Raw genomic sequence first — 12,376 nt, 5'->3', positions numbered from 1 at the left:
CGCAACGGGGCGCGCTGCTCCATGGCCTGTCCACAGATCGCGCAGACCCCGCTCCTGATGGGCCGTGCGTCGCGATCATCGAAGCGTGGAACACGAACTCATCTCGACCGTCGGCCTCGCGCAGGACCCAGGTCGTGCGTCGGCGATCCGTCGCGCGGCGGATGCCGGCGCCCTCGTCCGGGTACACCGTGGCACGTACGTCGGGTCGGGCGAGTGGGCGTCCATGACGGGACGCGAACGACATCGCACGCTCGTGCGGAGTGTGGTCGCCGGCGGGAGGGGCTCCGTCGTGGTGTCACACCGGTCCGCGGTCGCCATGCTCGGACTTCCGTGGATCGGGGCGTTCGGCGAACGTGTCACGGTGACCGACCCGTCCCGCGATCGGGGCCAGGTCAAACAGAGCATCCAGCGCATCGGCAGCGCCGGCCGGCTACCGTCCTCCGTCGAGGTCGACGGCGTGCCCGTCACGACGTTGACCGAGACCGCGGTCGACGTCGCCCTTCGCGAACACCCGTGGCGTGCCATCGTCGTGCTCGACGCAGTCCTGCGACGCGGCGTCGAGCGGGCGACGCTCCTCGAAGCGCTCGGCAGTCGCCGTGCTCGCGGGCATCGGCGCGCGCGGGAATTGGTCGAGTACGCGGATCCCCTCGCCGAGTCACCGGGGGAGAGCATCACACGGTGGGGTGCGCACGTGCTCGGCGCACCGGACCCGGTCCTGCAGCAGGAGTTCCGGCACGACGGCCTGCTCCGCGACCGGGTGGACCTGTGGTTCGCGGAAGCCGGGGTGATCGTCGAGTTCGACGGCCGGATGAAGTACGACGACCCGCGGCGAGGGCGGACAGCGGCGGACGCCCTGGTCGACGAGAAGCGCCGGGAGGACCGTCTGCGCCGCCGTCGTGAGGTCAACGGCTTCGCACGGGTGATGTGGTCGGACGCGATGCCCGCGGGGCAGCTCCCGCGGATCCTGCACGATGCCGGGGTGCCGCTTGGTCCGAACTGGGGTACGGCTTGGCGTCATGCTGCGATCCGCGCCCTCTGACGGTCATCGCGCCCCGAAGAGTCGGGGCGCGATGACCACAGCGGGGCGCAACCCGACCAAAGCTGGGCGCGAACCGACTTGGCCGACCGCCCGCGGGCTACGCCAGCTCGAGCAGCACGTGGCCGGACGAGACCGTCTGGCCGACCGGGGCGTTCAGGCTCGTGACGATGCCGTCCTTGTGGGCCTGCACGGGCTGCTCCATCTTCATGGCCTCGAGCACGACGAGCAGGTCGCCCTTCACCACGGTGTCGCCCTCGGCGACCGCGAGCTTCACGACGGTGGCCTGCATCGGCGACGCGACGGACCCGCCGGACTTCGCGATGCCGCCCTTGACCGCCGACGAACGACGCTTCGGGGGAGCGGTGGGACCGGCCGGACGACGACCGGCAGCCCCGACGGCGCCACCGCCGACGATCGACGGCATGGTGACCTCGATGCGCTTGCCCTGCACCTCGACGACGACGGAGTCGCGCGACGCCGGCGCCGGGAGCTCTTCGGGGGAGCCGCTCCACGCCGGGATCTCGTTCACGAAGTCGGTCTCGATCCACTGCGTGTACACGGAGAACGGCGAGGAGTCATCCGTGGCGAACGCCGGGTCCGACACGACCGCACGGTGGAAGGGGAGCACGGTCGGCAGGCCGGTCACCTCGAACTCGGCGAGTGCTCGCCGGGAACGCTCGAGCGCCTCGGCACGGGTGGCGCCGGTGACGATGAGCTTCGCGAGCATCGAGTCGAACGAACCGGAGACGACGTCGCCGGACACGACGCCCGAATCGACACGGACACCGGGGCCGGACGGCGCGTTGAACGCGTGCACGGGGCCGGGCGCGGGGAAGAAGTTGCGGCCTGGGTCCTCGCCGTTGATGCGGAACTCGAACGAGTGGCCGCGCGCGACGGGGTCGGAGTAGTCGAGCACGCCGCCCTCGGCGATGCGGAACTGCTCACGCACGAGGTCGATGCCGGTGACCTCTTCGGAGACGCAGTGCTCGACCTGCAGACGAGTGTTGACCTCGAGGAACGACACGGTGCCGTCGGCCCCGATGAGGAACTCGCAGGTGCCGGCGCCGACGTAGCCGACCTCGCGCAGGATCGCCTTCGACGATTCGTACAGCCGTTCTTCCTGCGCGGACGTCAGGTACGGCGCGGGCGCCTCCTCGACGAGCTTCTGGTGGCGACGCTGCAGCGAGCAGTCGCGGGTGGAGACGACGACGACGTTGCCGTGCTCGTCGGCGAGGCACTGGGTCTCGACGTGGCGCGGCTTGTCGAGGTACTTCTCGACGAAGCACTCGCCCCGACCGAACGCCGCGATGGCTTCGCGCGTCGCCGACTCGAACTGCGAGGCGACCTCTTCGCGCGTCCGTGCGACCTTCAGGCCGCGGCCACCGCCACCGAAGGCCGCCTTGATGGCGACCGGCAGGCCGACCTCGTCCGCGAACGCGATGACCTCGGAGGCGTCCTTGACGGGCTCGATGGTGCCGGGGGCGAGCGGCGCTCCGACCTTCTCGGCGACGTGGCGCGCGGAGACCTTGTCGCCGAGGCGCTCGATCGACTCCGGCGACGGGCCGATCCAGGTCAGCCCGGCGTCGATGACGGCGCGGGCGAAGTCGGCGTTCTCGGCCAGGAACCCGTAGCCCGGGTGCACGGCGTCCGCGCCGGAGCGGCGGGCCACCGAGATGATCTTGTCGATGACGAGGTAGGTGTCGGCGCTCGTGGTGCCGTTCAGCGCGTAGGCCTCGTCGGCGAGGCGTGCGTGGAGGGCGTCACGGTCCTGGTCGGCGTAGACCGCGACCGATGCCTTGCCTGCGTCGCGGGCCGCGCGGATGATGCGGACGGCGATCTCGCCGCGGTTCGCGATGAGGACCTTGCTGATACGGGGCATGAGACATCAGCGTATTCGTGCGACGGGGGGACGAATTGACTGGCACCCACAAAGAACCACCCCGAAGAGGTGCGGATGTCTACAGTGACCAGAGGTCGTGCCAGGCGATCCCGAAGCCCCGGAGCAGCATCGAGCGCAGCACCGGCAGGGACATCCCGATCACCGCGGACGGCGCCCCGTCGATCCGCGTGATGTACGCCGCCGCCCGCCCGTCGATGGTGAACGCCCCCGCGACCTCGAGCGGCTCGCCCGTCGCCACGTACGCGTCGATCTCGTCGGCGGACACGTCGTCGGCGAACGTCAGCACCGCGCTGTCCACGGCGACCACGCGGTCCCCGCCGGCGGCCAGGGCCGACCCGCCGGGCGCGACGTCCCCCAGCTCCGGCACGCCGGCAGGAGACGTCACCAGGCTGCGGACGGGAGGCACGGGGCGGGCCGCATCCGGGCCTCCCGTCCGCCCCGTTGCCGGGTCCAGGTCGCGGCGCCGGTCGACGACGCAGTGCCCACTCCACAACGTCCCGCCGCCGGCGGCGAGCATCTGCCGCCAGCGCTCCCGGGCCACGGCCGGGTCGTGTGGCTTGCCGTACAGGCGCCCGTCGACCTCGAAGGCGGAGTCGCCGCCGAACACGAAGCCGTCGACCGGCGAGCCGGCGACGTCGGCGTCCGCGACGGCCGACGCCTTGGCGACGGCGAGCAGCGACACGAGTTCCGGACCGGTCAGGTCGCGGCCGAGCGCGGCGGCCGCTGCCGCTGCTGCGGCGTCCTCGTCGACCCCGGGGGACACGAGCACGGGCTCGATCCCGGACTGGGCGAGGAGTGCTCGGCGGGCGGGGGATGTACTCGCGAGGTACAGACGCATGGGACCATCTCACCATGGGTGAATCGGTCGGAACGCTGCTCGAACTCGACGTCACCGGGATCGCCCACGGCGGCATCTCGGTGGCACGGCACGAAGGCCGGGTGGTCTTCGTCTCGGACGCGATCCCCGGGGAGCGCGTCGTCGCCCGGGTGACCGAGGACCGGAAGAAGTCGTTCTGGCGCGCCGACACGGTCAGCGTCCTCACGCCGAGCGAGCACCGCGTCGACCACGTCTGGGCCGAAGCCGCACTCGACCGCGACCCCGAGACGCGCCCGGGTGGTGCCGAGTTCGGCCACATCGCCCTCGCCCACCAGCGCACGCTGAAGCACGACGTGCTCGTCGACTCGTTCTCGCGGTTCGCGCACACGGACCTGCAGTCGGTGCTCGGCTCGGACGTCGTCGTCGAGGCCGCGCCCGGTGACGACGACGCGAACGGCCTCGGTTGGCGCACCCGGGTCCGGTTGCACGTCGACGAGCACGGCACCGCCGGTCCGTTCGCGGCCCGTTCGCACTCCGTCATCCCCGTCACCAGCCTGCCGCTCGCGAACGACGCCGTGCAGCAGAGCGCACCGCTCGGTCGCGGGGTGATGCCCGGTTCGTCGGTCATCGACGTGCTCGCGCCGAGCGGCTCCGAGGGCGCCCGGCTCGTCATCGACGAGCAGAAGCCCACCGTGGTGACCGAGGTCGTGGGGGAGCGCACCTTCGAGGTGGACGACAACGGCTTCTGGCAGGTGCACCGTGCCGCAGCGTCGGTGCTCACCGAGGCCGTGCAGGACCTGGTCGACCGCGACCGGCTCGACCCCGAGGGCACCCACCTGGACCTGTACGGCGGCGTCGGCCTGCTGGCCGCCGCACTCGGCGACCTCGTCGGACCGAAGGCGCGCATCACGAGCGTCGAGAGCGCCGCGCGCGCGACCGAGCACGCGCAGGAGAACCTCGCCGAGTGGCTCGGCGCCCGTGCCGAGACCGGGCGGGTCGACCGCTGGCTCGCCAACACGGTGGCGAACGCCTCGCGCGCCGAGAAGGACCGGTTCCGCGCCGGCACGATCGTCCTCGACCCGCCGCGCGCCGGAGCCGGTCGGCAGGTCGTCGAGCAGATCGCGGCCCTGCAGCCGTCGCAGGTCGTCTACGTCGCCTGCGACCCCGTCGCGCTCGCCCGCGACGTCGCCACGTTCGCCGACCTGGGGTACAAGCTCGAGGCGCTTCGGGCGTTCGACCTGTTCCCCCACACCCACCACCTGGAGGCCGTGGCGCGCCTGACGCCCGCGCGCTGACGGGGATCCACGCGGTTTCGTCCGCGTGGCGCGCCTCGTTTCCCCGGACCTGAGTCCAGCCTGGGTATCCTGGGCGCTGATGGCGAACCGGTTTCAGGGGCCGGGGACGCGCATCGGAACGAGAGGCCACAGTGGGAGCAGGAACGACAACCGCAGCCGAGACGACGGGCGCGGCCACCAGGCCGGTCCGGGTCGCGATCGTGGACGACCACGAGTCCGTGCGGCTCGGGATCCAGGCGGCGTGCCAGAACGAGGGCTTCGAGGTGGTGCTCACCGCCGCGAGCGTGCCCGAGTACGTCCAGAACCTCGACGGGCGTGAGGTCGACGTCGTCGTCCTCGACCTGTCCCTCGGTGACGGTTCGACCGTGACCGAGAACGTCAAGGGTGTGCAGGGGACCGGCTCCGCCGTGCTCGTGCACTCCATCGCAGACCGCGTCGCCAACGTCCGCGAAGCACTCGCAGCAGGGGCTGCCGGTGTCATCCCGAAGTCGTCCGCCACGAAGACGGTGATGGCCGCGGTCGCCACCGTCGCCCGCGGGGACGTGCTGAACAACCTCGAGTGGGCGAGCGCCATCGACGCCGACCGGGACTTCGCGAAGGCCCAGCTCGGCCGGCGCGAGCGCGAGATCCTGCACCTGTACGCCTCGGGCCTGCCGCTCAAGCTGGCGGCGCAGCAGCTCGGCATCGGGTACTCCACGGCGCGCGAGTACCTCGACCGCATCCGCGTGAAGTACGTCGAGGTCGGTCGCCCGGCCCCGACGAAGGTCGACCTGCTGCGACGGGCGGTCGAGGACGGCATCCTCCCCGGGCTCGACTCGGGCATCGACCCCGACGGCGACGGTCGCTGAACCCGATGGTGAGCGCGGCTGAGCCGGCGTCGCGCCGGGGGACCGGCAGGCGCTCCGGCCGCGGGTCGGGCGGCGCTGGTGCGGCGTCGAGCCAGGCCGGTGGCGACCCGGTCGGCTTCGGTGACGGAGCGCCCTTCGGCGCCGACCCGTCGCGCAGCGTCCGCGCGTCGATCACGCAGGCATCGGTGGAGCGTGCCTTCGCGATCCTGCTGGCGATGACCGCGGTCGGCCTCGGCGTCGTCGACACCCCGGCGGTCCTCGCCCAGTTGCCGTACCTCGACCCGTTCTGGGGTCCGCTCGTCGCGATCGCACTCGGGGCGTCGTTCGTCCTGGTCGGGGTGTCGGCGTTCGTGCCGCGGATCGCCCAGCTCGCGCAGATCCTGTGCGCGCTCCTCTTCCTGGTCGCGCTGACGACGTGGCCGCTCACGGTGCAGGAGTCGATCCCGTCCACGCAGCAGCCGTGGCCGTGGTGGTTCTGCACCGTCGGCTCGACCGCTGCGGCGATGGGCTTCGCCACGTGGCGGGCCACGATCTACACCGCACTCGTGCCGGCGGTCTACGTGGTCCTCCGGCTCACCCCGGTCGGCGGTGACGCCGGGCTCGTCCGCGCACTGCTCGACGGCGTGTACACGGCGCTGCTCAGCGGCGCGGTGCTCGTCATCGCGGTGGTCCTGCGCCGGGCCGCCTCGTCCGTCGACACGGCGCAGTCCACCGCGGTCCGCCGCTACTCGCTCGCGATCCGTGAGCACGCGGTCGAGGTCGAGCGCGTGCAGGTCGACGCGATCGTGCACGACAGCGTGCTGACGACGCTGCTCTCCGCTGCCCGGGCCGACACGCTCGAGGCGAAGACCCTCGCCGCGCGCATGGCGCGGAACGCCATCGACCACCTCGAGGCCGCGGCGGCCGACGGCCCGGACGACGACACCCCGGTCTCGCTCGCCGACCTCCGCGCCCGCATCGGCGAGGCGATCAGTGCCCTCGCGGCGCCCGTCCGGCTCGTGCCCGCCCCGTCCGGCGCGGTCCGGCTGCCGGCCTCGGTCGCCGACGCACTGGCCTCGGCGGCGCTGCAGGCCGCCGTGAACAGCGTCCAGCACGCCGGTGGGCCCGAGGTCACCCGGTGGGTGCGCGTCGAGCAGCACGACGACGGCGTGCACGTCGAGGTCGGTGACGACGGCCGCGGGTTCGACGTCGCGACGATCCCGTCCGAACGACTCGGGGTGCGGCGTTCGATCATCGAGCGGGTCGCGGCCGTCGACGGCCGCGCCGAGGTGCACACCGCCCCGGGCGAGGGCACGCGCATCGAACTGACCTGGTCGCCTCCCACGCCGTCCGCGCCCTCGACGACCGGAGCCGCCGCATGAAGGTCTCCCTCCCCGCGAGCATCGCGATCGGCCTGGCGTCGCTGTTCTCCGTGTACCACCTGGTCCTCGCCGTCGCGTCACTGCAGCGCGTGCACGACGTCGGACCCGTCATCGCCTGCATGGTCCTCTACGCGGCGGCCACCGGCGCCGCGCTCTTCGTGCCCGGCAAGGTCCTGCCGGTCTGGACGGCGTGCTTCTCGCTCGCCACCGCGGTCGTGACGCCGCTCGTCGCGGCCCCGGTCGTCGACCTGGCGAATGGTCCGGGGACCGCCACGTGGTGGATCGCCGCCGTCGGCACGCTGATGGTCGTCCTGGTCGTCCGCGGCCGTGGCCCGTTCGCGTGGGCCGGGGTGCTCTTCCTGGCGGTGTACACCGTGGCGTGGGCCGGTCTCGACGCGCTCGGAGCGCTCGGTGTGCTCGGCAGCGTGGCCTGGGTCGCGATCGCCACGGTGTTCGCCGTGGCGATGAACCGGGCGATCCGGAACACCCGCGAACTCGTCCGTGCGGAGCAGGAGACCGCCGATTGGCAGGCGGCGCAGGACGCCCACGTCTTCGAGCGGCAGTTCCGCCTGAGCCAGACCACACGGATGGCCCTGCCGATGCTGCAGCGGATCATCGACTCGTGCGGCGACCTGGACGACGCCGACCGGGCCGAGTGCCTGCACCTCGAACAGGCCATCCGTGACGAGATCCGCGGCCGTTCCCTGCTGTCCGAGGACGTCCGCGACGAGGTCATGCGCCTGCGTCGTCGGGGTGCGACGGTGCAGCTGCACGACGACGGCGGCCTCGACGAGCTCGAGGTCGACGACGTGCGCCGCATCCACGCCCGCATCGCCGAGGCGCTCCGGCAGGCCCGCGAAGCCGACAACGTCATCGTCCGTACCGTCAGCGAGGGGTCCGACTCCGCGGTGACCGTCGTCGGGCTCAAGCTCGACACGGCGGCGAGCGAGTCCGCCGCCCTCGGAGCCGGCATGGAGGACGACGACGGCGACGAGGACGACTCCGTGGCCCTCTGGCTCGAGATCCCGCGGCACGAGCCCGCCTGAGGCGCGTTGCGCCGACGCACGCGGCGTCGTGCGCGGCGTCGGGCGCGGCGTCGGGCGCGGCGTGGGCGCGGTGGGAGGGAAGCGACAAGGTCGATGTCGTACGACATCGAGGGTGTCGCTCGTGCGCGCGCGCACCTGTTGTGTCCGCGTGCGGACGACGTCCTCGACGTCGTACGACGTCGAGGACGTCGTTCCGGGTCCGTGGGACGCGCGCGCGGCGGTGGACGGGACACGTGCCGGCCGGGAGGCCCGTGGCGGCGCCGTCACGAGCCTCCCGGCCGCACCGTGGTCGCGCCGGGCTGGCGCCGACGGCTGACGCGACAACAGGGACGTCGTACGACGTCGGGGGTGTCGCTCGTGCGCGCGTGCAACTGGTGCAGGCGCCGGGGGACGACACTGTGGACGTCGTACGACGTCGAGGATGTCGTTCCGCATCGACGGCCGACGACCAGACCGACGCGAACGCCCCGGAAACGGGGAACGGGCCGGTCGTATCCGACCGGCCCGTTCACGACCCGAGGCTGAGCGACAACCCGAATGTCGCCCTGCCTCGCAGCGGGCGGTGGCGTCGTACCCTAGTCGGCCACCGACCTGCGATGTTCTTCGTTGAAGGACACCGAACACCAGTAACTATGCCAACCCACAACCCTCGTGTCAGTCGTCATTATGGGGGACAAAATCGGCACTTCCGGTCCACTTGAGCGATTCATGTCCCCCGTGCGAGGGGATACCGACCGGGAAGTGCAGCCTGCAACGGCAACCGACACGGGGACACCAGGGGTACAGCGAGGTCAGCGGAGCGATCGGCCCCAGGCACCGGGGCCGTGGTCGAGCGGACGACGCAGACCGCGGGCCGACGCCTGCCACCCGGTGCGCGGCTCGTCGACGACCTCGGCCCGGCCGGCCGCTGCGGCCTCGTCGGCCTGGCGCTGCAGCACGGCGACGACCGCTGCGAGCTCCTCGGGGGTGGGCTCGCCGGAGACCACCCGGACGTCGGCCACTGATGCCGGCTCGTCCGTGGGTACCGGAGCTGCGTGACGGCCCATCAGAGGGGGATGTTCCCGTGCTTCTTGGGCGGCAGCGTGGCGCGCTTGCCGCGCAGTGCGCGCAGGGCCTTGATGACCGAGACGCGGGTGGCGTGCGGCTGGATGATCCCGTCGAGCTCACCGCGCTCGGCCGCCAGGTACGGCGACGCGACGTTGTAGGTGTACTCGTTCGCGAGCTTCGTGCGGACCGCTGCGACGTCCTCGCCGGACTCCTCGGCGCGCTTGATCTCGGCGCGGTACAGGATGTTGACGGCGCCCTGTCCGCCCATGACGGCGATCTCGGCGGTCGGCCAGGCCAGGTTGATGTCGGCGCCGAGCTGCTTCGACCCCATCACGATGTACGCGCCGCCGTAGGCCTTGCGCGTGATCACGGTGACGAGCGGCACGGTGGCCTCGGCGTAGGCGTACAGGAGCTTCGCGCCGCGGCGGATGACCCCGGTCCACTCCTGGTCGGTTCCCGGCAGGTAGCCGGGGACGTCGACCAGGGTCAGGATCGGGATGCCGAACGCGTCGCAGAACCGCACGAAGCGGGCCGCCTTCTCGCCGGCGTCGATGTTCAGCGTGCCGGCCATGGCCTGCGGCTGGTTCGCGATGATGCCGACGGTCCGGCCCTCGACCCGGCCGAAGCCGATCAGGATGTTCGGCGCGAACAGCGGCTGGACCTCGAGGAACTCGCCGTCGTCGACGATGTGCTCGATGATCGTGGTGACGTCGTACGGCTGGTTCGTCGAGTCGGGGATGACGACGTCGAGCTCGTGGTCGGCGTCGGTGGTCTCGAGCTCCGGGGCGACGTCGTAGGCGGGGGCGTCGGACAGGTTGTTGTCCGGCAGGAACCCGATGAGCGAGCGCGCGTAGTCGAGCGCGTCGGTCTCGTCCTCGGCCAGGTAGTGGGCGACGCCGGAGACCGCGTTGTGGGTCTGCGCGCCACCGAGCTCCTCGAAGCCGACGTCCTCGCCCGTGACGGTCTTGATGACGTCGGGGCCGGTGACGAACATGTGGCTGGTCTTGTCGACCATGATCACGAAGTCGGTGAGCGCGGGGGAGTAGACCGCACCGCCGGCCGCCGGACCCATCACGATGGACAGCTGCGGGATGACGCCCGACGCCTGGGTGTTGAGGCGGAAGATCTCGCCGTACTTGCCGAGCGCGACCACGCCCTCCTGGATCCGGGCGCCGCCGGAGTCGAGGATGCCGATGATCGGCACGCCGGTCTTCAGCGCGTGCTGCATGACCTTGATGATCTTCTCGCCGGCGACCTCGCCGAGGGAGCCGCCGAAGACGGTGAAGTCCTGGGCGTACACGGCGACGTTCCGGCCGTGGATCGTACCGACGCCGGTGACGACCGCGTCCCCGTAGGGGCGCTTGGCGTCCATGCCGAACGAGGTGGTGCGGTGGCGGACGAACTCGTCGAACTCAACGAAGGAGTTATCGTCGAGCAGCTGCTCGATGCGTTCGCGCGCGGTGCCCTTGCCCTTGGCGTGCTGCTTGGCGATCGCGGACTCGCCCGCGGCGGTCACGGCCTCGTGGTACCGCTCACGGAGGTCGGCCAGCCGGCCGGCCGTCGTCGAGAGATCGGGGGTGTCTCCTGAAGTCACCCGCTCACCCTACCGGCGGCGGGGTCGGGGCCGGTTGGAGGACCCCCACGGTTCCTGCCCGTACATTTGCGTGCATGTCCACATCCCCGTCGGCGTCGTTCCCCGTCACCAGCGAGGCGGTCCGGTCGGCGGGCGCGACCCTGACCGTCCCCGACGAGACCGGCTCGACGAACGCCGACCTGCTCGCCGCGGCACCCGCGCAGCAGCACGGCAGCGTGGTCGCGACGCTCCACCAGACCTCGGGTCGTGGGCGTCTGGACCGCACCTGGAGTGCCCCGGCCGGCGAAGCGTTGGCCGCGAGCCTGCTCGTGCGCGCCGACCTCGCGGACCAGGACCGCGGCTGGCTGCCCCTGGTCGCCGGAGCCGCCATGCGCGACGCGATCGCCCGGGTGCTGCCCGCCGGCGCCGACGTCGCCGTCAAGTGGCCGAACGACGTCCAGTTCGCCGGCGACAAGGTGTGCGGCATCCTCTGCCAGGTCGCGTCCGACGGCAGCGTCGTCGTCGGCGCCGGCGTGAACCTCACGATCCCCGCCGACCGTCTGCCCACCCCGACGTCGACGTCGCTGCGCGTCGCCGGCGCGGTCGACGACGCCCCCGCCCTGGCCGACGCGGTCCTGTCCGCCTTCCGTGCCGCCGTCCTGGAGGCCGTGGCCGCGCTGGTCACGGGTGGTCCCGCCGCCGAGACGGTCCGATCGCACGTCCGTGCCGCGTGCGGCACGATCGGTCGCCGCATCCGCCTCGAGCTGCCCGACGGCACCGTCGAGGAAGCGGACGCCACCGGCATCGACGACGAGGGCCGCATCACGATCCGGGATCGAGCGGGCGCCTCCAGGGGCGTCGCCGTGGGGGACATCACCCACCTGCGGTATGCATGACGGCATGACCGCCGAGCCGCCGCCCGAACGCGTCGTCGCTCGCCTGCGACCACACGCTCGTCGACTCGTGCGCCCGGCGGTGTTCGTCGTGCTGGTCATGGTCGCCGGCGGGTTCGGGTTCGGCGTGTTCCAGGCGCAGCTGGCATGGCTGAACGCCGTCGTCGCCGCACTCGTCGTGGTGCTCGTGGTGTTCGGCGGTGCCGTGCCGCTGTTCCGGTGGATGTCCGAGCGGTACGTCGTCACGACCCGGCGGCTCGTGGTCGTGCACGGGCTCGGTACACGGACCCGGCGCGAGCTCCTGCACTCCCGCGGGTACGACGTGACGGTGCGCCGGCGCGGGCTCCAGGGGGTGTTCCGCTCCGGTGACGTCCTGGTGTTCCCGGGCGACGACCCCGCCGTGGTGCTCGCCGACGTGCCGCACGCCGACCTGGTGGTGGCCGTCCTGCACGACCTGGTCGAGGCCCACGAGGCCCGGCGGCGCCACCGCGAGCCGGACTGGGACGAGATCGTCGGCGGCCCGGACCGACCGCCGTGGGGCGACGTCCGAGCCTGAC

General features: G+C 72.2%; 11 protein-coding genes. 7 read left to right on the top strand and 4 right to left on the bottom strand.

Features of this window, described 5'->3' with window-relative positions; genetic code table 11:
* The first annotated feature begins 85 nt into the window (after positions 1-85).
* Complete coding sequence (locus tag ACGH48_RS12700) at positions 86-1,039, top strand: hypothetical protein (RefSeq protein WP_396288863.1); 954 nt, start codon at positions 86-88, stop codon at positions 1,037-1,039.
* Between the two features lie 97 nt (positions 1,040-1,136).
* Here ACGH48_RS12700 and ACGH48_RS12695 read toward each other — a convergent pair whose 3' ends face one another.
* A complete protein-coding gene (locus tag ACGH48_RS12695; protein WP_396288862.1) occupies positions 1,137-2,918 on the bottom strand; it encodes an acetyl/propionyl/methylcrotonyl-CoA carboxylase subunit alpha in 1,782 nt (593 codons plus the stop codon).
* A gap of 79 nt (positions 2,919-2,997) precedes the next feature.
* Positions 2,998-3,777, bottom strand: a complete 780-nt coding sequence (locus ACGH48_RS12690; protein WP_222658042.1) for a nucleoside triphosphate pyrophosphatase — start codon at positions 3,775-3,777, stop codon at positions 2,998-3,000.
* A gap of 14 nt (positions 3,778-3,791) precedes the next feature.
* On the opposite strand from ACGH48_RS12690, the gene ACGH48_RS12685 reads away from it, so the two are divergent.
* The 4 genes from ACGH48_RS12685 (at position 3,792) to ACGH48_RS12670 (ending at position 8,306) form a co-directional block, all read left to right on the top strand.
* A complete protein-coding gene (locus ACGH48_RS12685; RefSeq protein WP_396288861.1) occupies positions 3,792-5,051 on the top strand; it encodes a class I SAM-dependent RNA methyltransferase in 1,260 nt (419 codons plus the stop codon).
* A 131-nt stretch (positions 5,052-5,182) separates the two neighbouring features.
* Entirely contained in the window at positions 5,183-5,899 is a 717-nt protein-coding gene (locus tag ACGH48_RS12680; RefSeq protein ID WP_123313748.1) for a response regulator transcription factor, read from the top strand.
* Positions 5,900-5,904: 5 nt separating this feature from the next.
* The gene (locus ACGH48_RS12675) at positions 5,905-7,260 is read left to right on the top strand and encodes a sensor histidine kinase (protein ID WP_396288859.1); all 1,356 of its coding nucleotides are present in this window, start codon (positions 5,905-5,907) and stop codon (positions 7,258-7,260) included.
* Positions 7,257-8,306, top strand: a complete 1,050-nt coding sequence (locus ACGH48_RS12670) for a hypothetical protein (RefSeq protein ID WP_123313746.1) — start codon at positions 7,257-7,259, stop codon at positions 8,304-8,306. The genes ACGH48_RS12675 and ACGH48_RS12670 overlap by 4 nt, the downstream gene beginning before the upstream one ends.
* A 791-nt stretch (positions 8,307-9,097) precedes the next feature.
* Here the strand turns inward: ACGH48_RS12670 and ACGH48_RS12665 are convergent.
* Complete coding sequence (locus ACGH48_RS12665) at positions 9,098-9,352, bottom strand: acyl-CoA carboxylase subunit epsilon (RefSeq protein ID WP_396288858.1); 255 nt, start codon at positions 9,350-9,352, stop codon at positions 9,098-9,100.
* Positions 9,352-10,947 (bottom strand): acyl-CoA carboxylase subunit beta, encoded by a 1,596-nt coding sequence (locus ACGH48_RS12660; RefSeq protein WP_396288857.1) that lies wholly within the window; start codon positions 10,945-10,947, stop codon positions 9,352-9,354. The genes ACGH48_RS12665 and ACGH48_RS12660 overlap by 1 nt, the downstream gene beginning before the upstream one ends.
* A gap of 74 nt (positions 10,948-11,021) precedes the next feature.
* Between ACGH48_RS12660 and ACGH48_RS12655 the strand changes: the two genes are divergently transcribed.
* Together ACGH48_RS12655 and ACGH48_RS12650 are read left to right on the top strand one after the other, a co-directional pair.
* Positions 11,022-11,822, top strand: coding sequence for a biotin--[acetyl-CoA-carboxylase] ligase (locus ACGH48_RS12655; RefSeq protein ID WP_396288856.1), 801 nt, complete (start codon positions 11,022-11,024; stop codon positions 11,820-11,822).
* Between the two features lie 4 nt (positions 11,823-11,826).
* The gene (locus tag ACGH48_RS12650; RefSeq protein ID WP_340195671.1) at positions 11,827-12,375 is read left to right on the top strand and encodes a PH domain-containing protein; all 549 of its coding nucleotides are present in this window, start codon (positions 11,827-11,829) and stop codon (positions 12,373-12,375) included.
* Position 12,376 lies beyond the last annotated feature (1 nt).

Origin of the sequence: Curtobacterium pomorum (assembly GCF_044497295.1) — a bacterium.
GTDB lineage: Bacteria > Actinomycetota > Actinomycetes > Actinomycetales > Microbacteriaceae > Curtobacterium.
Note: the sequence above shows the minus strand (reverse complement) of the source record. Positions and strands in the feature narration are given on the sequence as shown.